Annotated in this window: 23 protein-coding genes; 12 read left to right on the forward strand and 11 right to left on the reverse strand. The window is 73.4% G+C overall.

The genetic code is table 11. The annotated features are described in order from the left end of the window. Nucleotides 1–55 precede the first annotated feature (55 nt). The 5 genes from JYK04_RS11740 to JYK04_RS11760 all read right to left on the reverse strand — a co-directional run bounded on the left by JYK04_RS11740 (nt 56) and on the right by JYK04_RS11760 (nt 7,685). The gene (locus JYK04_RS11740; protein WP_189739816.1) at nt 56–2,254 is read right to left on the reverse strand and encodes a molybdopterin oxidoreductase family protein; all 2,199 of its coding nucleotides are present in this window, start codon (nt 2,252–2,254) and stop codon (nt 56–58) included. Nucleotides 2,255–2,440: 186 nt separating this feature from the next. Continuing rightward, nucleotides 2,441–3,061 (reverse strand): TetR/AcrR family transcriptional regulator, encoded by a 621-nt coding sequence (locus JYK04_RS11745; RefSeq protein WP_189739813.1) that lies wholly within the window; start codon nt 3,059–3,061, stop codon nt 2,441–2,443. A gap of 35 nt (nt 3,062–3,096) precedes the next feature. Beyond that, nucleotides 3,097–4,404 carry a hypothetical protein gene (locus JYK04_RS11750; RefSeq protein ID WP_189740486.1) on the reverse strand — a complete coding sequence of 436 codons (1,308 nt, stop codon included), beginning with the start codon at nt 4,402–4,404 and terminating at the stop codon, nt 3,097–3,099. Nucleotides 4,405–4,582: 178 nt separating this feature from the next. Next, the gene (locus JYK04_RS11755; protein ID WP_189740483.1) at nt 4,583–5,404 is read right to left on the reverse strand and encodes a cupredoxin domain-containing protein; all 822 of its coding nucleotides are present in this window, start codon (nt 5,402–5,404) and stop codon (nt 4,583–4,585) included. Nucleotides 5,405–5,537: 133 nt separating this feature from the next. Further along, entirely contained in the window at nt 5,538–7,685 is a 2,148-nt protein-coding gene (locus JYK04_RS11760) for a right-handed parallel beta-helix repeat-containing protein (RefSeq protein WP_189739810.1), read from the reverse strand. 287 nt (nt 7,686–7,972) lie between these two features. On the opposite strand from JYK04_RS11760, the gene hmgA reads away from it, so the two are divergent. Next, a complete protein-coding gene (gene hmgA, locus JYK04_RS11765) occupies nt 7,973–9,286 on the forward strand; it encodes a homogentisate 1,2-dioxygenase (protein ID WP_189739807.1) in 1,314 nt (437 codons plus the stop codon). Between the two features lie 78 nt (nt 9,287–9,364). Continuing rightward, entirely contained in the window at nt 9,365–10,114 is a 750-nt protein-coding gene (locus JYK04_RS11770) for a GntR family transcriptional regulator (protein ID WP_030723202.1), read from the forward strand. A 75-nt stretch (nt 10,115–10,189) separates the two neighbouring features. Here JYK04_RS11770 and JYK04_RS11775 read toward each other — a convergent pair whose 3' ends face one another. Continuing rightward, nucleotides 10,190–10,351 (reverse strand): hypothetical protein, encoded by a 162-nt coding sequence (locus JYK04_RS11775; protein ID WP_189739804.1) that lies wholly within the window; start codon nt 10,349–10,351, stop codon nt 10,190–10,192. A 136-nt stretch (nt 10,352–10,487) separates the two neighbouring features. Between JYK04_RS11775 and JYK04_RS11780 the strand changes: the two genes are divergently transcribed. Then, nucleotides 10,488–11,612, forward strand: a complete 1,125-nt coding sequence (locus JYK04_RS11780) for a type ISP restriction/modification enzyme (RefSeq protein WP_189740480.1) — start codon at nt 10,488–10,490, stop codon at nt 11,610–11,612. 88 nt (nt 11,613–11,700) lie between these two features. On the opposite strand, the gene JYK04_RS11785 is transcribed toward JYK04_RS11780, so the two are convergent. After that, on the reverse strand, nt 11,701–12,426 hold the full coding sequence (locus JYK04_RS11785) for a TetR/AcrR family transcriptional regulator (RefSeq protein ID WP_189739801.1): 726 nt from the start codon (nt 12,424–12,426) through the stop codon (nt 11,701–11,703). A gap of 73 nt (nt 12,427–12,499) precedes the next feature. Between JYK04_RS11785 and JYK04_RS11790 the strand changes: the two genes are divergently transcribed. The 3 genes from JYK04_RS11790 (at nt 12,500) to JYK04_RS11800 (ending at nt 15,628) form a co-directional block, all read left to right on the forward strand. Beyond that, the gene (locus tag JYK04_RS11790) at nt 12,500–13,522 is read left to right on the forward strand and encodes an ATP-binding cassette domain-containing protein (protein WP_189739798.1); all 1,023 of its coding nucleotides are present in this window, start codon (nt 12,500–12,502) and stop codon (nt 13,520–13,522) included. After that, complete coding sequence (locus JYK04_RS11795; RefSeq protein WP_189739795.1) at nt 13,519–14,304, forward strand: ABC transporter permease; 786 nt, start codon at nt 13,519–13,521, stop codon at nt 14,302–14,304. The genes JYK04_RS11790 and JYK04_RS11795 overlap by 4 nt, the downstream gene beginning before the upstream one ends. Before the next feature lie 127 nt (nt 14,305–14,431). Next, nucleotides 14,432–15,628 carry a CaiB/BaiF CoA transferase family protein gene (locus JYK04_RS11800; protein ID WP_189739792.1) on the forward strand — a complete coding sequence of 399 codons (1,197 nt, stop codon included), beginning with the start codon at nt 14,432–14,434 and terminating at the stop codon, nt 15,626–15,628. A 49-nt stretch (nt 15,629–15,677) separates the two neighbouring features. On the opposite strand, the gene JYK04_RS11805 is transcribed toward JYK04_RS11800, so the two are convergent. Beyond that, the gene (locus JYK04_RS11805) at nt 15,678–15,947 is read right to left on the reverse strand and encodes a hypothetical protein (protein ID WP_172671376.1); all 270 of its coding nucleotides are present in this window, start codon (nt 15,945–15,947) and stop codon (nt 15,678–15,680) included. Nucleotides 15,948–16,226: 279 nt separating this feature from the next. Between JYK04_RS11805 and JYK04_RS11810 the strand changes: the two genes are divergently transcribed. Next, the gene (locus JYK04_RS11810) at nt 16,227–17,942 is read left to right on the forward strand and encodes a serine/threonine-protein kinase (RefSeq protein WP_229875710.1); all 1,716 of its coding nucleotides are present in this window, start codon (nt 16,227–16,229) and stop codon (nt 17,940–17,942) included. Here JYK04_RS11810 and JYK04_RS11815 read toward each other — a convergent pair. Beyond that, nucleotides 17,926–18,732, reverse strand: coding sequence for an SGNH/GDSL hydrolase family protein (locus tag JYK04_RS11815; protein WP_189740477.1), 807 nt, complete (start codon nt 18,730–18,732; stop codon nt 17,926–17,928). The two genes, JYK04_RS11810 and JYK04_RS11815, sit on opposite strands and share 17 nt — an antisense overlap. Before the next feature lie 206 nt (nt 18,733–18,938). On the opposite strand from JYK04_RS11815, the gene JYK04_RS11820 reads away from it, so the two are divergent. Further along, on the forward strand, nt 18,939–20,036 hold the full coding sequence (locus tag JYK04_RS11820; protein WP_301372125.1) for a DUF5925 domain-containing protein: 1,098 nt from the start codon (nt 18,939–18,941) through the stop codon (nt 20,034–20,036). Nucleotides 20,037–20,222: 186 nt separating this feature from the next. Here JYK04_RS11820 and JYK04_RS11825 read toward each other — a convergent pair whose 3' ends face one another. Continuing rightward, complete coding sequence (locus JYK04_RS11825) at nt 20,223–20,612, reverse strand: GntR family transcriptional regulator (RefSeq protein ID WP_229875708.1); 390 nt, start codon at nt 20,610–20,612, stop codon at nt 20,223–20,225. 71 nt (nt 20,613–20,683) lie between these two features. On the opposite strand from JYK04_RS11825, the gene JYK04_RS11830 reads away from it, so the two are divergent. The 3 genes from JYK04_RS11830 to JYK04_RS11840 all read left to right on the forward strand — a co-directional run bounded on the left by JYK04_RS11830 (nt 20,684) and on the right by JYK04_RS11840 (nt 22,961). Continuing rightward, nucleotides 20,684–21,625 (forward strand): GNAT family N-acetyltransferase, encoded by a 942-nt coding sequence (locus tag JYK04_RS11830; protein WP_189739784.1) that lies wholly within the window; start codon nt 20,684–20,686, stop codon nt 21,623–21,625. Then, complete coding sequence (locus tag JYK04_RS11835; RefSeq protein WP_189739781.1) at nt 21,622–22,104, forward strand: ribonuclease FAU-1 family protein; 483 nt, start codon at nt 21,622–21,624, stop codon at nt 22,102–22,104. The genes JYK04_RS11830 and JYK04_RS11835 overlap by 4 nt, the downstream gene beginning before the upstream one ends. A gap of 185 nt (nt 22,105–22,289) precedes the next feature. Then, nucleotides 22,290–22,961 (forward strand): histone deacetylase, encoded by a 672-nt coding sequence (locus JYK04_RS11840; RefSeq protein WP_189739778.1) that lies wholly within the window; start codon nt 22,290–22,292, stop codon nt 22,959–22,961. Nucleotides 22,962–23,193: 232 nt separating this feature from the next. On the opposite strand, the gene JYK04_RS11845 is transcribed toward JYK04_RS11840, so the two are convergent. After that, on the reverse strand, nt 23,194–23,751 hold the full coding sequence (locus JYK04_RS11845; protein ID WP_189739775.1) for a hypothetical protein: 558 nt from the start codon (nt 23,749–23,751) through the stop codon (nt 23,194–23,196). A gap of 94 nt (nt 23,752–23,845) precedes the next feature. Between JYK04_RS11845 and JYK04_RS11850 the strand changes: the two genes are divergently transcribed. Beyond that, complete coding sequence (locus JYK04_RS11850) at nt 23,846–24,358, forward strand: PadR family transcriptional regulator (RefSeq protein WP_189739772.1); 513 nt, start codon at nt 23,846–23,848, stop codon at nt 24,356–24,358. Nucleotides 24,359–24,867: the final 509 nt, after the last annotated feature.

Below are 24,867 nucleotides of genomic sequence, written 5' to 3' on the forward strand. Positions count from 1 at the left end.
CCCTCCTTGCGCCAACAAGACGTCCACGCGTGAGCAATACGAGCAAAACCCCAGCTCAGGGCAGTGGCGTCAGCTCGACGGGGAAGCCGTTGAGCACCGCCGTGCCGGACAGCCGGTCCCTGCGGGTGCCGTCGAGCAGCTGGTTGACGTTCACGCCGGGCGCCGCGGCGGCCACCGACAGCCGCGAGCCGGCCCGGTCGTGGCCCCAGCCGTGCGGAAGGCTCACCACGCCACGGCGGATGGCGTCGGTGACCTCCACGGGCACCTCCAGGCTCCCGCCGTCGGCGGTGATCCTGGCGTGCCCTCCGTCGACGAGTCCGAGCCGGTCCGCGTCCTGCGGATGGACTTGAAGGGTGCAGCGGTTGGAACCTCCGGTGAGGGACGGGACGTTGTGCAACCAGCTGTTGTTGGACCGCAGATGGCGGCGGCCCACGAGCACCAGGGCGGCGGGGCGGTCGGCGAGCGCCGCGCGCAGCTTGGGGAGCTCGGCCGCGATCGGGTCCGGGAGCAGCTCGATCCTGCCGCTGCGGGTCTTCAGCACGCCCGGGAGCCGGGGCCGCAGCGGGCCGAGGTCGATGCCGTGCGGCGCCTGGCGCAGATCGTCGAGCGTCAGTCCGTACGGGCCGGTGCGCAGCATCAGGTCGAGGCGCCGCTCGGGTCCGGTGCGGCCGGTCAGCAGGCGCGCCAACTCCTGCGGGTCGCCGCCGTGGAGCGGCGAGTGGGGATCGGCGACGGCCCGGGCCAGGCTGTCGGCGATGACACGCTCGTCGACGACCCCGGGCGGCGCTCCGTGCAGGCCGGAGACGGCGAGGATCAGGCGCGCGTGGATCTCGCACTCGTCCATGCGCCCGTCCTCCGTCGGGAGGGCGGCGGGCGAATAGCGGGCCTGGTTGCGTACGGCGAACCCGTTGAACGCGAAGTCGAAGTGCGCGCTCTGTGAGGGCGGCGGCGGCGGCAGGACGACGTGGGCGTGGCGTGAGGTCTCGTTCAGGTAGGGGTCGACCGAGACCATGAAGTCCAGCCCGGCCAGCGCCCGGTCCAGCCGATCGCCGTCGGGTGCGGACAGGACCGGGTTGGCGGCGATGGCCAGCAGCACCCGGATCCGCCCGTCGCCCGGGGTCTCGATCTCCTCCGCGAGGGCGGCCATCGGCAGCTCGCCCTTGACTTCAGGGTGGCCGGCGACCCGGCTCGACCAGCGGCCGAGGGCGAACCCCTTGCCCGGACCCGCGGGGCGGCTCGCGGGGGCGGTAGCGGAGAGCGGGAAGAGGGCGCCGCCCGGCCGGTCGAGGTTGCCGGTGAGGATGTTCAGTACGTCGACCAGCCAGCTCGCGAGCGTGCCGAACTCGACGGTGCAGCTGCCGATCCGGGCGTAGACGGCGGCGGTGGGTGCGACCGCGAGCTCGCGGGCGAGGGTGCGGATCTCGGCAGCGGTGAGGTCGCATGCGGGTGCGACGGCCTCAGGAGTGAAACTCCCGAGCGCGGCGCCGAGTTCCCCGATGCCGTCGCAGTGTTCCGCCAGCGCTCCGGGGTCGGCGAGCTTCTCCTCGATCAGGGTGTGTGCGAGGGCGGCGAGCAGCAGCGCGTCGCTGCCGGGGCGCGGCGCGAGGTGGCGGTCGGCGAGCGCGGCGGTGCGCGTACGGCGCGGGTCGACGACGACCAGGGTGCCGCCCCGGGCGCGCAGGGCCTTGAGCCGGCCCGGGAAGTCGGGGGCGGTGCACAGGGAGCCGTTGGACTCGACCGGGTTGGCGCCCAGGAGCAGCAGGAAGTCGGTCCGGTCGAGGTCGGGGACCGGGATGGCGAAGGGGTCGCCGAAGAGCAGCCCGCTGGATACGTGCTTGGGCATCTGGTCCAGGGTGCTGGCGGTGAAGAGGTTGCGGGTGCCGAGGCTCTTGAGGAGCAGGGGCGGGTAGAGGGCGCCGGCCATGGTGTGGACGTTCGGATTGCCGAGGACGACCCCGGCCGACTGGGCCCCGTACTCCTGGACCAGGGCGGGGACGGCGGCCGCGACGGCTGCGAAGGCCTCCTCCCAGGTGGCCTCCCGCAAGCGGCCGTCGCGGCGGACGAGGGGGCCCCGCAGCCGGTCGGGGTCGGAGTCGAGTGCTCCGAACGCGGCCCCCTTGGGGCAGATGAAGCCGCGGCTGAAGACGTCCTCGCGGTCACCGCGGGCTCCGGTGACCGCGCCGTCCGCGAGGGTGAGGGTGAGGCCGCAGGTGGCTTCGCAGAGGGGGCAGATACGCAGGGCGGTGCGGGACATGGGCCCTCCAGGGGCGGCGGTCTGCGGCAAGGGCACGGGCGCGCGGAGTGCAACCGAGCATACCGACCGGTACGCATGGAGGGGAGGGGTGTGCGGGACCGAGTGGGTACGGGTGACGACCGGCAGCTTTCGAGGGCCCGGCAGCGGCACCGGAACCGGCAGCACCGGAACCGGAGCCGGCAGGGGTCAGTCCAGCACGCGGGCCAGGTACGCGTGCATCATCGCGCGGGTCTCGGCGACGATGCCCGGGTCCCCGGCCGGGTCGGCCCGGAAGGCGAGTTGTATCAGCGCGTCGGTGGCCTCGACGGCGACGAGGACGGCCCGTTCCAGGGTGGCGTCGGGGGTCAGGGCGAGATGCGCGGAGAGCAGTTCCGTCAGCCGGTCGGCGACCTGGTGGTTGGGGTCGGCCTCCGGCCCCTCGGCCGGCGGCGCGGGCACACCGAAGTCGACGAGCGCGAAGCCGGGAACGCTCCGCTTCATGGCCAGGTACTCGTCAAGCACCGCGTCCACGACGGGCCGCCAGTCGGTGGCCGGCAGGTCGGCGAGCCGGTCCGCGATGCCGTCGACGTAGCGGTCCAGGTTGCGGTGGGCGAGGGCGATGGCCATGGCCCGCTTGTTGCCGAAGAAGCGGTAGACGGAACCGATCGGCACGCCGGCGCGCAGGGCCACGGCACGGGTGCTGAGGTTCTCGTACCCGGTCTCGTCCAGCAGCTCGGCGCAGGCGTCGAGGATCCGGGCGAGCCGGTCGGCGCTGCGCTGCTGGATCGGCGCTCGGCGCAGGGCGTGGGCGGAAGGCACGGGATCCATCATGCCGCTCCTCGCTTCTCGGTTCCGCAGGGGTCTCAGTTCAGCAGAAGACTGAGCCCTCCGACGGTGTAAGTGATCATCAGCACCAGCAGCGGCAGTTGTCCGGCGACCGCCTTCGCGGGCGGGAAGAGGCGCACGGACCGGTCGTGGGTCGCGACGACACCGAGGACGTGACCGGTGACGACGGCGACGACCTGGAGGGCGGCGAGGCCGCCGGGACCCAGGGGCGGCACGGGTTCGGGGGCGTTGTCAGTGCCGAGTGCCATGCTTACTGTGCGTGGTCCTTCGACTACCAGGAGGGAGAAGTAGTGGGCGATGAGATAGCCGAGCGCGATCGGTACGAGTGAGTGCGCGAAGGCGGTCAGCGGGCCGGGGTGCGGGCCGCTGACGAGGCGGGTGGCGGCGGCGCAGAGGCAGTAGAGGGTGGCGACGAGGGCGATGGAGCCGAGCAGTCCGAGTGTGGCCGTGGGGATGCGGCCGAGGGGGGAGGTCTGCAGGACGTTGATCCACGAGGGGTTGTCGGAGAAGCCGTCGTAGGCGGTTGAGCCGAGCAGGACGCAGACGGTGGCGACGAGTCCGGGCCGCTCGGGTGTCGCGTCGAGTCCGTGGAAGGGGTTACGGAGGACGAGGCGGCCGTCGCTGCGACGGCCGAGGGGGGCGAGCCGGGCCAGGAGGGCGGAGTACGCCTCGAAGGCATCGCCGTCGTCGAACCAGCGCTCGCCGAAGCGGGCGGCGAGCAGGAGGTGGGCGGTGGCGTAGGCGGTGATCGCGATGAGGAGGGTGGTGGTGGATGCGGGATCAGGAGCGACGAGTTCGAGCCAGGTGAAGCCGAACAGTCCGGCGGCGGCGGGCCATTGGCCGAGCCGGGCGGGAAGGGGGCGGGGGCGGCCGGGGCCGCGGCGGGGCAGGGAGCGGGAGAGCAGGCGGTGCAGGGTGCGGAGCGGGTTGAGCAGGCGCCAGACGGGGCCGAGGAGAAGGGAGGCGGGCACGAGTCCGACCCAGAGGAGGACGTAGACGGCGCCGGGAGCGGGGTTGCGCGCGGGGTCGTCGGGACCGAGGAGGAGGTGGAGCAGGACGGCCGCCGAGGCGGCGAGTCCCAGTCCGCGCAGGGCGGTTCGGACCGCGGGCGCGTCGGCCACCCGCTGGAGGGCGGCGGGCAGGGCGAGGCCCGAGCGCGCTCCGCGGAAGCGGGAGGTGGACCAGAGCAGGCCGAGGGCAAGAAAGGAGACGAACAGCGCGGCGAAGGCACCGGCGAAGGCATAGAAGGGAGAGATCGGCAGGTCGTGCTGGGACCCGATCCCGTGCGCGAGCGAGGTGAGCGGATCGGCCGGGTGAAGGACCACGCCCTGGCCGTGGCTCCCCTCGCCGGCGCCCGGGAGGGGATCCGGCCCGAGCGGGCTCACCATCCCTCCGCCCGGGGCGGCGTCCCGTCGGCGACACGGCCCGGCCACCCGGGCGCAGGGCCCTGTGCCGGCGCGGGCTCGGGTCGGCGCGCGGGGCTGGGGTCGGGGCGGTGCGGGGTCATCGGACGAGGAGTTGGGTCAGGACGAGGCCGGACTCGTGGGTCTCGACCTCGAAGAGGCCCGTGCGGTCGGCCGTCAGGACCAGGGTGGCCTCCTGGCCCGCCGGCAGGGCGAGTTCTTTGTCGTAGCCGTGGACGTGCAGGGTGTCCGCGCGGTCGCTCGTGACACGCAGGGCCACGCGCTCTCCGCGCCGCAGCTCGGTGCGGGCGGGGGCCGGGCTGACCTTGCCGTCCCGGACGGTGATGGTGACCGTGCGGTCGGTCTGCTCCGGCGCTGGGCTCTGGCCCGGCGGCGGGGTGTCCCCGTGGCTGTGTCCGCCCGGCCGGCCCGGGGCGGCGGCGGTGGCGGTGAGCTGGGCCGTGCCCTCGACCGGCTTGCCGGAGACCGCCCAGGCGGTGTGGTCGTCCGCGTAGAGGCGGACGGTCAGGGTGTGCGCGCCCTCGGGGACCTGCGCCGCGGGCAGGTGGAACCAGGGACCGTACAGCCGGGCCAGCTTGTGCCCGTCGAGCTCCAGGTGGGCGTGGCCCGCGCCCGGAAGGGCGGCGCCGCCGGTGCTGTCCGGGGTGAAGCGGTAGTTCGTCAACGCCAGTTGGAGGTTCCAGCCGTCCTCCGAGTCCGGGCGGACGCTCAGCTGGACCTCCGGCGCGCCCTGGACCGGGACCTCGCGGAGCCGGTGGCCGGTGGCGTCGGTGGCCGTGAGCAGGGTGCCCACATCGCCGGAGGCCTGCTCGTGGCTGGTGCCGGGCTTGTGGTGCGTGGTGGCCCGCCCGCCGCAGCCCGTCGCCGCGCCGCCCGCGAGGAGCAGGGCGAGGGCGAGCAGGGCCGCGGCGCGGGCGGTTCGGCGGAGCCTGCGGGCCGCGCGGGGCGGCGGAGCGCAGGCGTCGCACCGGTTGTCGTCGTCGGGCCGGTCGGTCACGGCTGGCCTCCTGGGGTCGGTGCGGCCTGGGCGGGGGTCACGGCGCGGGGTCCGGGGTCGTCGGGGTCACCGGGGGCTCGGGGGCGGCGGCGCTCAGCGCCGGGGCGGGGCCGGCGGGGACCGGGGCGCGGTCGCCCGCGGGGTCGCCGCCCGGGCCGGCCGGGCGGGCCGGGGTGCCCGGGCGGGCCGAGGCCACCACCGCCCACAGGACCCAGATCACGGCGACCAGGGCCCGTACCCAGGCGGGGCTCAGGGGGGTCCAGGGGATCATCAGGACGGCCTTGTCGAAGGCGTCCAGCAGGGTGAGCCCGGCCAGCAGCAGGGTCAGGCGGGCCAGCCAGGGGCGGGCGGGGCGCAGGACCAGGCCCGCGCCCGTCCACCACAGGCCGAGCAGGAGGAGGGCGAGCGCCGGGACGAAGGTGGCGGTCAGGGGCATGGTGGAGCCGGCCACGTCCAGGACCAGACCCGCCAGTCCCGCCAGCGTGGCGGCCGTGCCCAGCCGGGAGCCGCGCAGCCGGCGCCACCACAGGACGCCGCCGACGAGCAGCAGCACCGCGGCCACGGCCAGCGCGAGCTGGGTCTCCACCCGCTCCAGTCCGCGCGCGCCGTACCAGTCGCAGCCGGACGGGAGTTTGCGTGCCTGGACGTTGTAGTCCGCGCAGACGAGGAGCTGGGCCAGCTTGACCGGTTCGCCGACCAGGCGGGCCGACGCGCCCGAGACCTCGCCCCGGCGGTCACCGCACTGCGGGACCGCGCCGGGGGTGGAGCCGTCGGGTCCGTCCTGCCAGCAGTTGGCGCGCCCCTGGCCGTCCCACCACACGTCCATGCCGTTGGGGCGGGCGGCGCCGGACTTGTCCTTGCCCATGACGTTCCCGGCGTACCGGTTGTGGTGGGAGGTGTCGGTCTGCTTCGACCACGCCTCCTCACCGCGGATGAAGGCGGGGACCGCACTGAGGAAGAAGCCCGCGCGCCGGTGCCCGTACACCCAGTTGTTCTCGTAGAGGTTCCAGTTGCCGCCCGCTGTGATGATGCCGGTGCCCGGCGGCATGGAGATCTGCGGGCAGACCACGCCCCGCTCGTAGCCGCGCTCGATCGGCGGTTTGGCGCAGGTGCCGTCGGCGACGTACCCGTAGTAGTCCTGGTTGTTGTCGTGGATCAGGTTCCGCTCGAACTTGGCGTGGTTCTGCGGGAGTCCGGGGTGGCCGGGGAAGGCGCTGTCCATCGAGGCGCCGCCCATGTTCTGGTCGAACTCGTTGTCGTGCACCCACACCGAGTCGCCCGCGGTGCCGGAGTAGCCGACCATGTTGTGGTGGCTGTGGCAGCCGGTGATCTCGATGGAGTACCGGGGGACCTCGTAGCCGCGGCCGTCGTTGATGTTCGAGGCGCTGCCCGGGTAGATGCCGGAGTCGCCGTTCCCGTACGACTCGCAGTTCTTGTAGAGCCCGTGGTCGCTGGCGAAGGTCAGGAAGCCGTACTCGTCGTTCCAGCGGGTGAGCACGTCGTCGATGACGAAGCCGTCGCCCGCGAGCACGTACAGCGAGTTGAAGGTGGTGCGCTGGGCGGTGAAGTTGCGGAAGTAGATGCCGTTGGACTTGTCCGCGCGGATGGCGTTCAGCTTCTGGTACTTGGCGTCGACGACGACGTCGAGCCGTGACGCGCCCGTGCCCTCGATCTGCAGGTTCGTCTTGCCGAGGATGGCGACGAGGTTCTGGTTGTGCCGGCACTGCACCTGCTGCTCGTACGACAGGATCTGGTACCCGAGTGAGGACTGCGGGGCCTTGAGCGCGGCGCACTCCCCCGTCGGCGCGGGGAGCGAGGGCTCCTCCTCGTACAGGCCGGGGAGGATCGCGATGTTCATCCCGGGCCGGTCGACGGCGTCGACGGCCTCCTGCAGGTGCCGGTAGCCGCTCTTCTCGCACCGCTCGTACAGGGCGAGGTTGCGCTGCCTGAGCTCGTCGGGGAAGGCGGATATCCGGCGCTCGAAGGCGGGCCGGTCGGTTTTGCAGACGATCAGGTCGGGCTCCGCCGTGCGGTACTCGGGTACCGATCCGGAGCCGTCCGGGAGGGTGATCGGGCGTTCCTCGTGCGCGCTGGCGGCGGGCGCCGCGACGAGGAGGGACAGGAGGGCGAGAAGGGCGGCGAGGAGCGCCGCCGGCACGGCAGGGAACCTGCGGGTCCACGACATGCGCGTGAGAGTAGAGCAATGTTCATCTTTTGGGATCCCCCTCGACCGAATCGGTGTTCCCGCCCGCCGGTTCCGCGCCCGCACCCGCCGGTTCCGACCACCGCCTCCAACCACCGCCTCCGATCACCGTTTCCGCCCCGGCTCCCGTCCGGGCCTCCGTCGACCCCCGCCCCCATTTCCGGCCTTTCCTGGCGATCTCCGGACCGAGCACAGGTCCGCCGTTGACGTGCGGGCCGCGGAATCCTACTGTCAACCATAGGATTCCTTCGACGGAGCGGGAGCAGCACATGAGCGAGCAGGCCAGGAAGACGGCGGAGGCACTGGAGTACCTCACCGGCTTCGGCAACGAGCACAGCTCGGAGGCCGTCCCCGGCGCACTGCCGATCGGCCGGAACTCGCCCCAGCGCGCACCCCTCGGCCTCTACGCCGAGCAGCTCAGCGGCAGCGCCTTCACCGAGCCCCGCACCCACAACCGCCGCTCCTGGCTCTACCGGATCCGCCCCTCGGCCGCACACCCGCCCTTCACCCGGATCGACAACGGGGCCCTGCGTTCCGCGCCCTTCACCGAGTCCGCGGCGGACCCGAACCGGCTCCGCTGGAACCCGCTGCCCGACCCGGCCCCCGGCACCGACTTCCTCTCCGGCCTGTGGACCCTCGGCGGCAACGGCGACGCCGCCCAGCGCGCCGGCATGGCCATCCACCTCTACGCCGCCAACGCCGACATGACCGACCGGGTGTTCAGCGACTCCGACGGCGAGCTGCTCATCGTCCCCGAGCGCGGCGGGCTGCTCCTGCGCACCGAGCTGGGCCTGCTCGCCGCCCGCCCGGGCGACATGGCCCTGATCCCCCGCGGCGTGCGCTTCCGCGTCGAGCTGCTCGACGCCGACGCCCGCGGCTACATCTGCGAGAACTACGGCCAGCCCTTCGAGCTGCCGAACCTGGGCCCGATCGGCGCCAACGGCCTCGCCGCCGCACGCGACTTCCAGGCCCCCGTCGCCGCGTACGAGGACACCGAGCGCCCGACCGAGGTGATCAACAAGTTCTGCGGCAACCTCTGGTCCGCCACCTACGACCACTCCCCCCTCGACGTGGTCGCCTGGCACGGCAGCCACGTCCCGTACGTGTACGACATGCGCCGCTTCAACGTCCTGGGTTCGATCAGCTACGACCACCCCGACCCGTCGATCTTCACCGTCCTGACCTCGCCCTCCGACACCCCGGGGCTGGCGGGCGTGGACTTCGTGGTCTTCGCCCCGCGCTGGCTGGTCGGCGAGGACACCTTCCGCCCGCCCTACTTCCACCGCAACGTGATGAGCGAGTACATGGGCCTCATCGAGGGGGCCTACGACGCCAAGGCCGAAGGCTTCGTCCCCGGCGGCGGCTCGCTCCACAACATGATGTCCGCGCACGGACCCGACCACGAGACCTTCGAGCGGGCGAGTGCGGCCGAGCTGAAGCCGCAGAAGATCGACGACGGCCTGGCCTTCATGTTCGAGACCCGCTGGCCGATCACCGCGACCGCGCAGGCGGCCGGCGCCGATCACCTCCAGCGCGGCTACGACGACGTGTGGCAGGGTCTGCAGCGCCACTTCCGCGCCTGACCTGCACTGCATACGCTGCATGCGCCGTACCCTGCATGCGCCGCACCTCCCCCCTGTCCAGCCTTCGGAGAACCACCCGTGACCGCCTTCGCCCCCGACTCGCTGGTACTGAACCGGAAGCTGCCGCTCTGGTACCAGGTGTCGCAGTCACTGCGCGCCTCGATACTGGGGCGCACCCCGGACGCCTCGCTGCGCCTGCCCACCGAGGAGCAGCTGGCCGGGCACTACGGGGTGAGCGTGCTGACCATGCGGCAGGCGCTCAAGGAGCTGGAGGGCGAGGGGCTGATCAGCCGGCACCGGCGGCGCGGCACGTTCATCGAGCCGGGCGCGCTGCGCAGCACCCCGGTGCGGCTGCTGGGCTCGGTCGACGCGATCGTGGCCCAGCAGTCGGGCGACCGCACGACGATCCTCGGGCACGGCCGCACGGCCGTGTCGGGGGAGCTGCTGGAGCACTTCCCGGGCACGGCCGAGGTGGTCACGTACCGCCGCCTGCGCCACGACCGGGAGAGCGGCGAGCCGACCAACTGGGCGGAGAACGCCGTCCTCCCGGAGTTCGCCGAGGCGGTGGATCTCGCGGATCTCGAGCGCTGGCCGATGACGAAGGTCCTGCGGGACATCGTGGGGGTGCGCATCAGCCGGATCACGGACACGGTGGAGGCGCGGCTGGCCGACCCGGAGACGGCCGAGCTGCTCCAGGTGCCGTTGCTGAGCCCGATCCTGCACTACACGGGCGTCACGTACGACGAGGACGGCCGGGTGGTGGACGTGGCCCGGATCCGGTACCGGGGCGACCGGTTCTCCTTCACCGTGACGGTCGACGCGCACTGACCACCCCGTGACGGCCGCGTGACGGCCCACGGCCGCCTTCCGGCGCCGCCCGGGCGGCCTTGCGCCGCCGCGCGCCTACTTCTCGTCGTCCTCCCTGGTGCGCTCGCCTTCCGCCTGGGAGGGCGTGGTCCGCATCGTCTGGGGGTGCCGCTGCTTGCGCTGGGCCTCGTCCATGTCCTCGTCGAGGCGCTCGCCCTCGGCCTGTGACGGGGTCGTGTATTCGTCGTACTGGCTCATGACCGCCTCCCCGGTCGATACCGTACGTATGCGTACATAAGCAGCCTAGCTCTTCGGCCTGGACGCAGCCCGGCCATCGGAGGCCGTCGCTACCATCGGCGGCGTGAGCGAAGACGTACCGCTGCTCGACGATCTGATGCCCTGGTCCGTGGGCGGCCTGCGCCTGGGCCGGGACTGGGTGGCCGCACCCGATCCGGCGGCCCTGCGCGCCCGCTGGGCCGCCCTGACCGGCTCCGAAGGCGCCGAGCGGGAGCGGCTGTTCCGCCCGAGCCGCAGCCGCGGGCCCGACGCCGGGGCGGCCGCCCTGCCGGGGCAGCGCTCGGCGGCCACGGCCCGTTTCGCCGACGACCCGGGCCCCTGCCCCGACCCCGTACGGGTGCTCCGCGAGCCCTTCGACGAGCAGTGGCTGCTGCCCGACCAGCGGCTCATCGACGCGGCCCGCCCCGAGCTCTGGCGGGTACGGGACGAGCACCAGCTGTTCCTCGCCCTGACCCCGGATCCACTGGTCACCGCGCACCTCCCCGTCGGCCGGCTCGGCCGGATCCGCCCCCTGCACCGGCGCCCCGGCGGCGCCGAGCCGAATCTCGCCCCCGGACTGCTGCCCCTGCTCGGTGCGCACCACGGCGGCCGCGTCACCCCCGAGGACGTCCTGAGCTGGATCCTCGCGGCCGGCCGCCCGGGCCCGCGCGGGTACGAGGTCCCGCTCGCCGCCGACCCCGAGCGCTGGCGGGCCGGCCTGGAGCTGGGGCACCGGCTGCTGGACGTGCAGCTGCGCGGCGCCCGCGGCGGTGAGCCGCCCCGGCTGCCCGGCGGGCGCCGCCCGTACGTCCGCTCGGCGGTCGCGGGCTGGCCGCGCGAGCTCGCGTACGACGCCGGGAGCGAGACGCTGAGCCTGGGGAGCGGGACGGTCTCCCCCGTGCCGGCCGGGGCCTGGGAGTACGAGGCGCAGGGCGTGCGGGTGCTCCCGGCCTGGTTCGCCGCCCGCACCGCGCACCGGGGTCCGGACGCCGACGGTCTGGCCGCGCTGGGGCCGGCCGAATGGCCGCAGAGCTGGACCTCGGAGCTGCTGTCCCTGGTGACCACGTTGGCGCTGCTGGCCGAACTGGCCCCGGAGCGGGCCGCGTTCGAGCCCGGGCCGGGGCTGCCGGACCAGGCGCTGCGCACGGCCGGGGTGCTGCCGCCGCCGGCCTGGGCCCGGCGCCCGGCTTCGGTGCTGGACCACCAGGAGGAGGGCCCGGGCGGGCAGTTCGCCCTCCTCTGAGGATCCGAGGACAACCTGGGGGTCCCCCCGGACGGAGTCTGGGGGATGGGGCGCGGTGCCGGGCCCCGCGAGCCCGGCAAGACACCCCCTACGCCCCCCAGGCCCCCAGCAGCCGGGACACCGTACGGTCGAAGACCTGGGCCATGTCGAGCCCGGCGCCCGGGACCGGGCCGCCGCCACCGAGGGCCGCCGCCAGCCGCGGGTACTCCCCGGTGGCCAGCCGGGAGCCGAGCCAGGCCGTCCGTACGCGCTGCTCCTCCGCCTCGCCCCAGGGAAGCGACCGGGCCCGCTCGGCCAGCGCCAGCTCACTGGCCACGTAGGTCGCGACGGCCCCGTTGACGGCGGCGACGAGCTCCAGCTTCTCGCCGTCCGGCACGTCGAGCGGGGCCAGGCAGTCCAGGCTGTACTCCAGGTAGCGCAGGGCGTTCGGACCGAAGCCGTAGACGGGGCTCAGCAGGCGCGGCAGCCAGGGATGGCGGTGCATCAGCGCGCGCGTCCCGCGGGCGAGCACGAGCAGGTCGGCCCGCCAGTCGCCGGTCGGCGCGGGGAACTCGTACTCCCCGCTGACCGCGTCGACCATCAGCTCGTACAGGTCCTCCTTGCGCGGCACGTAATTGTAGAGGGACATCGTCCCCGCGCCGATCCCGGCCGCCACGCGCCGCATGGAGACGGCCTCGATCCCCTCCTCGTCGGCGATCCGCACCGCCTCGGACGCGATGGACTCGCGGCTGTGCGCGGGCCTGGGGCCGCGGCCGGCCCGCTGGGGGCGGGACCAGATCACTTCGGGTTCAGCGGGTCGCCCGCCGGCTGTCATGGCTCAGATCACCTCGTCGTCTCCCCACCATCTTAGTTACGTACATCGTACGTAGTGAGGTACCGTGGCGCACATGACAACTACGTACGCTGTACTCAGTGAAGGCATGGAGAAGAGCTACGGCGAGGTCCGCGCCCTGCGCGGCCTGGACCTCGCCGTCCCCGAGGGCACGGTCTGCGGCCTCCTCGGCCCCAACGGCGCGGGCAAGACCACCGCCGTCCGGATCCTCACCACGCTCACCGCACCCACCGGCGGCCGCGCCCTCGTCGCCGGTCACGACGTCACCCGGGATCCCGCGGCCGTCCGCCGCGCCATCGGCGTCACCGGCCAGTACGCCTCCGTCGACGGGGACCTGACCGGCCGTGAGAACCTCCGGCTCTTCGCCCGGCTGGCCGGACTGCGCGGCCGCGCGGGCCGGGCCCGCGCGGACGAGCTGCTGGAGCGCTTCGGACTCGGCGAGGCCGCCGACCGGATGGCGTCCACCTGGTCCGGCGGCATGAAGCGGCGCCTGGACCTGGCCGCCGGCCTGGTCACCCGCCCCCGGGTGCTGTTCCTCGACGAGCCCACCACCGGCCTGGACCCGGCGGCCCGCGAGCAGATCTGGACGGCGGTGCGGGAACTCGTCGAGAAGGGCTCCGAGGGCACCTCGGTGCTGCTCACCACCCAGTACCTGGAGGAAGCCGACCGGCTGGCCGGCGAGATCGTGGTCGTCGACCGCGGCCGGGTCGCCGCCACCGGCAGCCCGGCCGGGCTGAAGGCCCGGATCGGTGCCCGCGCCGAGGTCACCGTCGCGGAACGCGGGGCGCTCGCCCGCGCCGCCGCCGTACTCGACCAGCTCACCGGCGGCCGGCCCGCGCTCGACGAGGAGCGGCTGAGCGTCGGGGTCACCGTCCTCGACGGCGCCCTCACCCTGCCGCGGATCATCCGGGAACTCGACACCGCCGGGGTCCCGGTCACGGACGCGACCCTGCGCCCGCCCACCCTCGACGAGGTGTTCCTGCGCCTCACCCAGGCCCGCTCCGCCGACGCCGGCGAAGACGCCGACGCCCCCGCCGACTTCGACGCCGACGCCGCCGATCAGGAGTACGCCGCATGAGCACCCTGCTGTCCGACGGCGGAGCCGTCCTCACCCGCCAGCTCCAGAAGGCCCGGCACGCCCCGGCGCTGCTGGTCCTCACCCAGACCATGCCGATCACCATGCTGCTGTTCTTCGGCTACGTCTTCGGCAGCGCGCTCGCGATGCCGGGCGCGGAGTACCGCGAGTTCCTGGTCCCCGGGCTGCTGGCCGCCACCGCCGCGAACGGCCTGATGACCGGCATGTTCACGGCCGCGCAGGACGCCCACCGCGGGGTCATGGACCGCTTCCGGACCCTGCCGATGAGCCGCAGCGCCGTACCGCTCGGGCAGACGGCCGCCGATCTGCTGACCACCGGCGTGTCGATGGTGCCGTTGATGCTGGTGGGGCTGGCGATGGGCTGGCGCATCGAAAACGGCCTGCCCGGCGCGCTGGCGGCCCTGGGCGTGCTGCTGCTGTTCCGCTTCGCCACGGCATGGGTGGGGACGTACCTCGGCCTGCTGAGCAGCAGCGAGGAGGCGGCCGGCCAGCTCGGCAGCGCCACCTTCGTCCTGCCGATGCTCTCCAGCGCGTACCTGCCGACCGCGGGGCTGTCCGGGTGGCTGCGGACGATCGCCGAGTGGAACCCGATCAGCGCCGTCGCCACCGCCGTGCGCGCGCTGTGCGGGAACGCCGGGGGCGAGGCCGCGGCCGGCGCCGCCTGGCCCGCGGCCCATCCCGTGGCCGGTGCGCTGCTGTGGTCGGGGCTGCTGCTCGCGCTGTTCGTGCCGCTGGCGACCCGCAGGTTCGCGCGCGGCCGGTGACCGCCCGCCGCGCCGGCCCCCGCACCGGCCCCCCGCAGCGCCCCGCACCGGTTGACCTATGTGATCAATGGCGCGCATCGCCGCCGATGTGGTGACAGCGGCCCGTCCGACCCGGTAGGCAGGGCCCATGGCTACCGAACCGCTCCCCCTGGACGGCATCACCGTCGTCGCCGTCGAACAGGCCGTCTCGGCCCCCTTCGCCACCCGCCAGCTCGCCGACCTGGGCGCCCGGGTGATCAAGGTCGAACGCCCCGACGGCGGCGACTTCGCCCGCGCCTACGACACGGCCGCGCACGGCCTCGCCTCGCACTTCGTGTGGGCGAACCGGGGCAAGGAGTCGATCGCGCTCGACCTGAAGGACCCGCGCGGCCGGGAGGTCCTGCACGGGCTGCTGGCCGGAGCCGACGTCTTCGTGCAGAACCTCGCACAGGGGGCCGCGGCCCGGCTGGGGCTCGACTCGGCCGCGCTGTGCGCGCGTTACCCCCGGCTGGTCGCCGTGGACGTCTCCGGCTACGGCGCCGAGGGCCCGTACGCCCACAAGCGTGCTTACGACATGCTCGTCCAGTGCGAGGCGGGCCTGGTGTCGGTGACCGGCACCCCGGAGCGTCCCGTCAAGGCGGGCATCCCGGCCGCGGACATCGCGGCGGCCATGTACGCCTTCTCGGGGGTCCTGGCCGCTCTGCTGCGCCGCGGGGCCACCGGGCGCGGGGGCCGGGTGGAGGTGTCGATGCTGGACGCGCTCGCCGAGTGGATGGGCCACCCGCTGCACCACACGATGCACGGCGGGGAGCAGCCCGTGCGCACCGGCCTGGCGCACGCGGTGATCGCGCCCTACGACGCCTACGCGACGGCCGACGGGGACCGGGTGCTGCTGTCGGTGCAGAACGACCGCGAGTGGCGGCGGCTGGCCGAGCAGGTCCTGGAACGGCCCGAGTTGGCCGTGGATCCGGCGTACGCGACGAACGCGGCGCGCACCGCGAACCGGGAGAAGACCGATGCGGTGGTGGCGGAGGCACTGGGCCGGCTCGGCGCGGACGAGGCGATCGGGCGGCTGGAGGCGGCGGGCATCGCGTGCGCGCGGCTGAACTCGGTGGCCCAGCTGGCCGGACATCCGCAACTCGCGGCCCGGGACCGCTGGCGGGAGGTGGATTCACCCGTCGGTCCGCTGCGGGCGTTGCTGCCGCCGATCGGGCTGCCGGGCGGCGCGGCACCGCACATGGGTGCGGTGCCCGCGCTGGGCGAGCACACCGAGTCCCTGCTGCGCGCCCTGGGGATGGCGGACGCACAGATCTCGGAACTGCGCCGGGACGGTGTGATCGGGTAGGGCCGGGGAGCCGGTGGCCCGGAGGCCGACGGCTGCGGTGCGGGGAAGGTTACGAGCGGCGGCTGCCGAAGAGCGTGCGACGCAGACGGCGCAGCGGCGCGAAGAGCGAGACGCGCGCGCTCCGGCTCCGCAGACGGTGCGTGTGGTCGCGGGAGGTGAGCTCGCGCATCAGCAGCGTCGCCTCGGCGGCCTCCCGGTGCGGGACGGCGGGACCGCCCAGCACGGCGAGGTGGCGGTCGAGGCGCGAGCTGGTCGCACTGCTGCCGCAGGTGATGGCAGGCACGCGAGGCGGCCTGCTGCGCATTGCTATCTGTTCCATGATCTCTCCCCACCCATACGAGGGCACCCGGCCCGGGCAGGTTAACCCTATCGCCCCCGCGTCGCCCCCGGGTATCCCGGTGGTGTGAATTACCCCTGCGGCGACGGGGAGTTGACGATTACTCAACGGAGTCGCCGATTACTCTCCGCACAGACGTCACGCTGCGAAAGGCCTCTGCGCGAGTCCCGTCACGACAGGAGCCACACGGCTCGCACTGCGCTAACTTGGAGTGATCGCCCGATGACACGCGGGCGCACGGGAGCACACTCGGGGGCGCGCGTGAGTGACCAATCGAACTCCGATCGTGTCATCTCGGGCCGCTATCGGCTGCTCGAACCGATCGGTCAGGGCGGGATGGGCATCGTGTGGCGGGCCCGCGACGAGGTACTCGCCCGCGAGGTCGCCGTCAAGGAGGTACGGGCGCCGGCCGGACTGGAACCCGCCGAACTGGAGCGGCTGTACCGGCGGCTGGAGCGGGAGGCCTGGGCCGCGGCCCGGGTCTCGCACCGCGGGGTCGTCACCGTCTACGACGTGGCCTCCGAGGGCGGGCGCCCCTGGATCGTGATGGAGCTGGTGCGCGGGCTCTCGCTGGCGGACGTACTGGAGGCCGAGGGGCCGATGACCCCTCAGCGGGCCGCGCACATCGGGGAACAGGTGCTCGCCGCGCTGCGCTCCGCGCACGACTCGGGGGTGCTGCACCGGGACGTGAAGCCGGGCAACGTCCTGATCGCCAACGACGGCCGGGTGGTGCTCGGCGACTTCGGGATCGCGACCCTGGAGGGCTCCTCGGCGATCACCATGACGGGCGAGGTGGTCGGCTCGCCCGAATTCCTGGCGCCGGAGCGGGCGTTGGGGCGCGATCCGGGACCCGCGTCGGACCTGTGGGCGCTCGGGGTCATGCTCTACGCCGCCGTCGAGGGGGTCTCGCCCTTCCGGCAGGCCACACCGCTGGACACCCTGCGGGCCGTGGTGGACGCGGAGTTGCCGCCGCCGCGCCGGGCCGGGGCGCTGGAGCCCGTACTGGAGGGGCTGCTGCGCAAGGACCCGGCCGAGCGGCTGCCCGCGGCGGAGGCGGCCCGGATGCTGCGCGTGGTGGGCGCGGGCGGGACCGTACGGGCCCCCGGCGGGCCGGTGTCGGGGCCGGACGCGCCGACGACTTCGGCGGCGCACCACGGACAGGGGGCGGGCCGCGGCCAAGGGGCCGGCGAGGGGTACGCGGCGCCGTACGGGACGCCGCCGCCGCGCCCCGTGCCCGGACCCGGACCCGGACCCGGACCCGGGGCGCGCGAGGGCCGCGCCGGGCTGGTACTGACGGTCGGGATCGTGCTGATGCTGCTGGCCCTGGTCGCGGTGGGGTGGCTGCTGCTCGACGACCGCGGGAACAAGGGCGGGCGGGGCGGCGGGAACGGCGGCGCGCCGACCGGCTCGGCGACCACCGCCCGGACCGTCACCACGACTCCTTCGGCGGCTCCGTCGGCCTCTGCGCCGGTGTCCGCCCCGGCCACTGCGGGGCAGCACGTCTCGGTGTACGTGGACACGGTGCGCTCCTCCTACACGGGCAGCTGCCCGCCGCCCGCCGAGCACGCGCCCGCCTTCACGGCCACCGTCGAGGTGGAGCGCACCCCGGTCGTGCTGGAGTACCGCTGGGCCACGCGGAGCGGGCGGACGTCCGGCCCCGACTGGCGCTCCGTCACGTACGAGGAGGGCGGGCCGAGGAGCCGGCGGCTGGAACACACGGAGCTCACGCACGAACCGGACGGGGTCTTCGAGGACGCGGTCCGGCTGGAGGTGCGGGGACCGGCCGAGGTGGCCACCCAGTGGGTGGCCACCTCGGTGACGTGCCGGAAGGGGACCCCGACGAGCGGGGCCCCCTCCCCCGGGCCGAGTCCGTCACCGGCCTCGCCGACGGCGAGCGCTCCGGCGGATCCCGCGGATCCCGCGGCCCCCGGGCTCGGCGAACCGGACCGGACCGGGCCGATCAGGCGGCGTTCGTGAGGACCGGCAGGTAGCCGCCGGACTGTCCGGCCGCGGTCGGGTGGTACGACTCGCCGATGTTCAGCCAGTTGACGCTGTGCAGCCACGCGTTGCCGGAGCAGATCTCGTGACCCGTGAAGGCACCGGCGACCGAGGCGAAGGTGAAGCCGTGGTCGGCGGCGCGTTTGGCGATGGCGGCGTTGAGGTAGTCGGCGGCGCCGTTGATGGCGGCCCGCTCGCCCTCGGTCAGGCCGCTGGTGCAGGTGCCGTTCAGCTTGTAGAAGCGGGGATAGCCGAGGACGACGACGTGCGCGCCGGGTGAGCGGCTGTCGATGGCGTTGTAGACCTGGTCGAGCTGGCCCGGGAGGGTGGAGTCCACGTAGGCCTTGGCCTGGTTCACGCGGCTGACACAGGTGGATTCGGACTGGAGGACGCAGGTCGTCATGACGTCGGAGAATCCGGCGTCGTTGCCACCGATGGTGATGCTGACCAGGTCGGTGCCGGAGTTGAGCGGGGCGAGCTGGCTCGCGAGGACATCACCCGTACGAGCGCCCGAGCAGGCGGTGAAGGAGAAGGTCTGGGGGGAATGGGCGGCGGCCCACAGGGCCGGGTAGGCGCGGCTGGTGCGCTTGCAGTTGCCGCTCGCGCTGTCGTAGTTGCCGGCGCCGACGCCGGAGGAGTACGAGTCGCCGAGGGCGACGTAGCCGAAGTCGGCCCGGGCGGTGGCGGCCGCCTGGCCCGCGCCGAACAGGGTGGCGCCCGCGGCGAGTAAGAGGGAGGAGGTCAGGGCAGCGAAGCGCGACAGATTCATGCTCATGTGTGCGGCTCCTTGTGGGGGTTACTCCTGAGTCCGTGGTACAAGCAGCCGAGGTTGGCCGGAAGTGTCCATGCCAAGAATGTTCGGGGCGGAGTTGCGACCCGAACCTTCACTCCGATGGCGTTTGAAGAGGGAACCCGGGCACCCGATCCGGCGAAACACGGGTGCACGAGGGCATCGCGTGCCGGATCATGGGCGCCATGTCAGCCAACCCGCATGACGCGCTGCCGATCCGGCTCAACGTCGACGACAGCGACTCACCGTCGGACGTCGTCGACGCGCTCTTCCTCGGCCGGTTCGCGTCCGGCGAGCAGCCGTACTCGCACAGCGTGTCGATCGAGCGGGTCAAGGCTGAGGCCACCCTCCTGCCGCCGGAGGCCACGGTGTTGCGCTCGGCGCGCGACAGCGACCGCAGCGCCACCCTCGCCGAGGGCGAGGGCTGGACCATGCTCGTCTCGCGCTGGAGCCGGGGCGCGGACGTCACCGTGACGGCGGTGAGCGACGAACTCGCCGCCGGTGTGCTCGGCAAGGCCACGGAAGGCGTGCAGGACGAGCCCGAACCGCAGCCCGAGAACGTCACGATGGGCTTCTGGTACGTCTCCCCGCGCCGCGGCCCGTACCGGACGACCCGCCAGATCGCGGCCGGGACCTGGGCGGAGGTGCGGCCCAACTACACCGCGCCGGTGGCCGGGGCGATGGACCGGCTGATGAAGGTGACCCCGGACGACATCGCGGGCCGGCTGCTGCTGCTGCACGGGCCGCCCGGCACGGGCAAGACCTCCGCACTGCGCACGCTGGCCCGGTCCTGGCGCGACTGGTGCCAGGTGGACTGCGTCCTGGACCCGGAGCGGCTGTTCAACGACGTGGGCTACCTGATGGACATCGCGATCGGCGAGGACGAGGGCACGGCGAAGGGCCGCTGGCGGCTGCTGCTGCTGGAGGACTGCGACGAGCTGATCCGGGGCGAGGCCCGGCACACCGCCGGGCAGGCGCTGTCCCGGCTGCTGAACCTGACGGACGGACTGCTGGGGCAGGGCCGCAACGTCCTGGTGGGGGTCACCACCAACGAGGACCTGGAACGGCTCCACCCGGCGGTCGTCCGCCCGGGGCGCTGCCTGGCCCGCATCGAGGTCGGTCGGCTGACCCACCGGGAGGCGGTGGACTGGCTGGGTACGGACGAGGGCGTCTCCCGCGAAGGCGCCAGCCTGGCGGAGCTGTTCGCCCTGCGCCGCGGCACGGGCCCGGCGGCGATCCTGCCGCCGCAGCCGCACAGCTCGGAGGCAGGGCTGTACCTCTAGCCTCCGGCGGTGCGCCCTTGCCACCTGCGGCGGGCCGAAGTCCAGCCCGGCCGGCGGTCGGCGACGGAAGCAAGATCCAGCCCCGCCGGCGTTTGAGGCGCGGGGGCCGGGGGCGGAGCCCCCGCAGGCGGCCGGGCCCACGCGGCAGGCCGGACGGGCTTCCCCTGCCGCCGGGCCGCGGGCCGCTTACTTGGTGGCGTACCGGGCCCGGAGGGCGTCCGCGGCTGCGGACAGGGCCTCGGCCTGGGTCAGACCGAGCCGACGGACGCGGTCCGCGTACGCCTGGGCCGCCGCGGCCGCCTCACGGGACACCGCGTCCCCGGCGGCCGCGATGAAGGTCCCGTTCCGGCCCCGAGTCTCGATCACCGCGTCCGCCTCCAGCGCCCGGTACGCCTTCGCGACCGTGTTGGCGGCCAGCCCCAGCTCCTCCGCGAGGCCCCGTACCGTCGGCAGTTTGAAGCCCGCCGGGAGCTTCCCCGACCGGGCCCGGTCGGCGATCTGCGCGCGCAGCTGTTCGTACGGGGCGGCCGACCCGGCCGAGCCGTCGATGGTGATCTTCAGGTTTGTCGAGGTCACGCGGGTGATTGTCCACCATCGGCGGTTAATTGGGAGGCGCCTGCCGCGAAGGCGCACGTAGCGTCTGCCTCATGACCGTATCGATCCGCGACCTTCGTGCCGGTGACCCCTCGGACGCGGAGTCCGTCGCGCGGGTGCGCCGCGCCGCGCTGCCGTTCCTGATCATCACCGCCGAGGGGGTGGCCTTCGAACTCTCCAGCGCGCACCCGGCGAAGCACCACCGGATCCTCGTCGCGGAGACCGCGGACGGCCGGGTCATCGGCACCGCCCAGGTCGGCATCGTGTACGACAGCCCCGAGCCCGGCCAGTCGTACGTCAACGCCTACGTCGATCCCGCCCACCGCGGCCTCGGCGCCGGCGCCCTCCTGCTGCGCACCGCCGAGGAGCACCTCGCCGCGCGGGACGCGGTGGACGTGTACTCCTGGGTGCTCGACGAGCCCGCCCCGCGCGCCTTCGCCGAGCGGCGCGGGTACCACCCCAGCCGGTCGGCGCACTTCCTGCGCCTGGACCTGGCCGCGGCCGCGCTGCCCGAGCTCCCGCGGGACCTTCCGGCCGGGGTCGAGCTGCGCCCCGGCTCGGCCTTCGCCGCCGACCCGCGGCCGCTGTTCGAGGCCGACGCCGAGGCGACCTCCGACGAACCGGGCGATGTGCAGGCGGAGCTCGCCGACTACGAGGACTGGCTCGCGCACACCTGGAACAGCCCGTCCCTCGACAAGGAGCTGACCACGGTCGCCCTGGTCGACGGCGTCGTGGCCTCCTTCGCCGCGGCGCAGACCGATGGCCGGACGCGCTACGCCTCGGCGATGACCGGCACCCTGCGCGCCTTCCGCGGCCGGGGGCTGGCCAAGCTCGCCAAGACGGCCTCCCTGCACCGGGCCCGCGCGGCCGGGTACACCGAGGCCTTCACCGGCAACGACGCGGGCAACGGCCCGATGCTCGCCATCAACGAGTGGTTCGGTTACGAGATCTGCGCGACCGAGACGCGCTACACGAAGAAGCTGGAGACCCTGTGACCGCACAGCTGACCGTCGTCCTGACCAAGGCCGGGCAGACCAAGATCCGCTACCCGGCGGCGCAGGTCGCCGACGACGGCGACCGGATCTCCGTGCGCGCGCCCTGGGCGGCTGAGGGCGTACGGGACTTCGGCTTCGTGCGCTTCGAGCCGGGCGACGTGTTCATCGAGCACTTCTGGCGGACCCGCTGGTACGCGGTCAAGGAGGTGTGGACGGCGGGCGGTGTCCTCAAGGGCTGGTACTGCGACGTCACGCGCCCGGCCCTGGTGCGGAGCGGGGAGATCCTCGTGGAGGACCTGGACCTCGACCTGTGGGTCTCGGCGGACGGGAGCTCCGTGCTGCGGCTGGACGAGGACGAGTTCGCCGAGAGCGGGCTCGCCGCGACGGACCCGGAGGCCGCGGCCCAGGCCGTACGGGCCCTCGACGCACTGGACGACCAGGCCCGGTCCGCGGCCGGACTTTCCGCGCTCCTCCCGTAGTCCGGGGGAGGTGGGACGCGGGGCGCGCGGCGGCCCTCCCGTGGGGAGCCGGGAGGGCGCCGGGCCCGGGATGGTCCGGGGCCACACCATACGCACGGGCCCCAGCGGCCCGATAGGCATATGACAGGGGAGATTCCGGATCCCCGATCCCGGATCCCCGATCGCCGATCTCCGAGGAACTGAGCGTGCCCGTCCACACCGCCACCCCGCTCGCCGAGTCGATCCCCGCGCCCGACCGCGTCTGGTACGCCTCCTACGGGTCCAACATGCACATGGACCGCCTCGCCGCGTACCTCGCCGGCGGGACCCCGCCGGGCGCGGCACGCACGTACCCGGGCTGCCGGGACCACCGGGCGCCCGAGCGCTCGATCGCGGTCGAGCTGGCAGGCCGCCTGTACTTCGCCACGGAGTCCCCGGTGTGGACGGGGGGCCGGGCGTTCTACGACCCCGCGGCTCCCGGGCGCACGCGGGCACGGGCGCACCTGGTGACGGTGGGCCAGATGTCCGACATCGCCGCGCAGGAGATGTACGAGGAGCCGGGGGCGGACCTGGACCTGACGGCGGCCCTGCGGGACGGTCGTGACGAGCTGGGCCCGGGGCGGTACCAGACGCTGATCTGCCCGGGCACGATCGAGGGCATCCCCATGCTGACCTTCACCGCGCCGTGGAGCCTTCGGGACGTCGAGGTGCTCAACCCGTCGGGCTCCTACCTGCGCTACCTGGCCGCCGGCCTCCTGGAGTCCGGCCCTTGGGAGGAGCAGGACATCGCCCGCTACCTCGCGGCCTGCCCCGGAGCCGCCGGCAACTGGACGGCCGCCCAGGTGAGAAGCCTCCTCACGACCACCACCGACCCCTGACCGCCCCACCGGAATCCGCGGCCAGAGTGGCGAAGGCCCCGGCCGGCCTGCGGCCAGCTGCGCCGCCGAGGCGGTGGTCGGATGGGGCACGGCCGGGGTGAAGTGGGGCAGGAAGCCCGGGTTCGCCGCACTGGACGCGGCGGCGGACGACGCCGGTGTGTCGGCGACGGCCTGACCCGGCGTCGTGGCGGTGACCGCGCCGACGACGACGATGGACAGGGGCTGACCAGCCCTAGCCGTTGGCCTTGGCCCTGGCCTGAACAGTGGCGACGTAGCGCACGGTGAACAGCATGGGGACGACGAACCCGGCGGCCTGGACGAGTGTCGCCGTCGTGGAGTGGTCCTGGCCGGCGTGGGCGAGGGCCGCGAGGGCGCCCGCCGTGACGGCGAAGGCGGCCGTCCACACGGTGGTGATGACCACGTTGACCCGGACGAAGGGCTTGAGGCTCCAGACCTCGGGTGGGGTGGTGCGCTTGGCGATGCCCAGCGTGAACGGCTTGCCCGCGAGCAACGAGGCCCCGGCGATGAGGGCCAGGGTGGCCGAGGAGAGCGCCGCCGAGTAGGCGTGTACGGCCGAATGGGGGTCTGCGAAGGAGAGGGCCGCCAGGACCGCGAAGAAGACGGCCGAGCCGACTTCCATGATCAGAGCGTCGAAGCCGACTCCCGTACGCCGCTGTTGGGCGATCACCGCCACCGCCACCAGCAGACCGGCGAGCGCCCCCCACTGCCACTGGGCGGACGGGACCACCGCGAAGACGATCCAGGGAAGGAAGGTGCGTAAGTACGACATCGAAGACCCCCGAGCTGCTGACATTCCTGTTGTGACATGTAGAAACTAGAAGCTCCACTCTCGACATGTCAACAGTGGAAGGTAAAGTGATGGCATGAGCCTTCGACACGCCCTCCTCGGACTCCTGTCAGAGCGCCCCGCCAGCGGCTACGACCTGCTGAAGCGCTTCGAGACCTCCCTGGCCAACGTCTGGCCCGCCACGCAGAGCCAGATGTACACGGAGCTGTCCAAGCTCGCCGACAACGGGCTGATCAGCGTCTCGGCCCAGGGCCCGCGCGGCCGCAAGGAGTACACCCTTGCCGACGAGGGTCTGGCGGAGCTGCGCCACTGGCTGACGGAGACCAAGCCCCAACGCAACACCCGGAGCGACATCTTGCTGCGGGTGTTCTTCCTCAACGTGATCACGCCGGATCAGGCGCGGAGCTACCTCACCGAACTCATGGAGCTGTCGGAGCAGGAGCACGAGGCCTTGCACCGACTGGCCGACTCCATCGACTGGTGCGACGACCCGCTCTCGGTGAATGGCAAGATCGCCCTGGAGTACGGCCTCCGCTTCAACGCGATGCGCCGCGAGTGGGCCGCGTGGGCGGCCGACCAGATCCGCTAGGCCATCTCTCGCCACCGGCGGGTCGCCAGCGTCAGAGCTTGCCCTTCAACCATTCCATCAGCTCGCTCACGGAGAGCCCCGTGAGCGAGGCACCCAGGGCGTACGCCGCACCTCGCAGCGCGTACCCGGCGAGAGTCTTGAGTTGGCCGCACCGAGGATGGCACCGCGATCGCCCCTCCCCCTCCACCGGTTGGCGACACGGCAGTTCGTCAGGGGTGTCCGTAGAGTGGTTCACGTGATCGCCTGTTCTTGATTCGGAACGAGTGGATCGCAGAGAGAGCCCCAGTACTGATGGTTGGGAGCCGGAAGTCCGTGGGGCTCTCTCGCATGCCCACAGTAGCCTTAGATTCGAAGGTAAAAACCCCTTAAAATCATTTGTGATACCGTTCACGAAATTCATAGCCTTCGATTTGAAGGCAGCTTCTCGGCCGAAGGGGTCTCTGCCTGCCAAATGGACCCTCCGGTGACGCGAGCCCAAGGCCACGCGCGGCCGTCTGGCACGAATGTTC

Origin of the sequence: Streptomyces nojiriensis, from assembly GCF_017639205.1 — a bacterium.
Taxonomy (GTDB): Bacteria; Actinomycetota; Actinomycetes; order Streptomycetales; family Streptomycetaceae; genus Streptomyces; species Streptomyces nojiriensis.

What these genes read in the sequence shown, in the direction of transcription:
- JYK04_RS11795 (WP_189739795.1), top strand. Translation starts at nt 13,519, where the DNA reads ATGAGCACCCTGCTGTCCGACGGCGGAGCCGTCCTCACCCGCCAGCTC.
- JYK04_RS11850 (WP_189739772.1), top strand. Translation starts at nt 23,846, where the DNA reads ATGAGCCTTCGACACGCCCTCCTCGGACTCCTGTCAGAGCGCCCCGCC.
- JYK04_RS11815 (WP_189740477.1), bottom strand. Translation starts at nt 18,732, where the DNA reads ATGAATCTGTCGCGCTTCGCTGCCCTGACCTCCTCCCTCTTACTCGCC.
- JYK04_RS11775 (WP_189739804.1), bottom strand. Translation starts at nt 10,351, where the DNA reads ATGAGCCAGTACGACGAATACACGACCCCGTCACAGGCCGAGGGCGAG.
- JYK04_RS11785 (WP_189739801.1), bottom strand. Translation starts at nt 12,426, where the DNA reads ATGACAGCCGGCGGGCGACCCGCTGAACCCGAAGTGATCTGGTCCCGC.
- JYK04_RS11830 (WP_189739784.1), top strand. Translation starts at nt 20,684, where the DNA reads ATGACCGTATCGATCCGCGACCTTCGTGCCGGTGACCCCTCGGACGCG.
- JYK04_RS11800 (WP_189739792.1), top strand. Translation starts at nt 14,432, where the DNA reads ATGGCTACCGAACCGCTCCCCCTGGACGGCATCACCGTCGTCGCCGTC.
- JYK04_RS11780 (WP_189740480.1), top strand. Translation starts at nt 10,488, where the DNA reads ATGCCCTGGTCCGTGGGCGGCCTGCGCCTGGGCCGGGACTGGGTGGCC.
- JYK04_RS11760 (WP_189739810.1), bottom strand. Translation starts at nt 7,685, where the DNA reads ATGTCGTGGACCCGCAGGTTCCCTGCCGTGCCGGCGGCGCTCCTCGCC.
- JYK04_RS11845 (WP_189739775.1), bottom strand. Translation starts at nt 23,751, where the DNA reads ATGTCGTACTTACGCACCTTCCTTCCCTGGATCGTCTTCGCGGTGGTC.
- hmgA (WP_189739807.1), top strand. Translation starts at nt 7,973, where the DNA reads ATGAGCGAGCAGGCCAGGAAGACGGCGGAGGCACTGGAGTACCTCACC.
- JYK04_RS11740 (WP_189739816.1), bottom strand. Translation starts at nt 2,254, where the DNA reads ATGTCCCGCACCGCCCTGCGTATCTGCCCCCTCTGCGAAGCCACCTGC.
- JYK04_RS11790 (WP_189739798.1), top strand. Translation starts at nt 12,500, where the DNA reads ATGACAACTACGTACGCTGTACTCAGTGAAGGCATGGAGAAGAGCTAC.
- JYK04_RS11805 (WP_172671376.1), bottom strand. Translation starts at nt 15,947, where the DNA reads ATGGAACAGATAGCAATGCGCAGCAGGCCGCCTCGCGTGCCTGCCATC.
- JYK04_RS11745 (WP_189739813.1), bottom strand. Translation starts at nt 3,061, where the DNA reads ATGGATCCCGTGCCTTCCGCCCACGCCCTGCGCCGAGCGCCGATCCAG.
- JYK04_RS11820 (WP_301372125.1), top strand. Translation starts at nt 18,939, where the DNA reads ATGTCAGCCAACCCGCATGACGCGCTGCCGATCCGGCTCAACGTCGAC.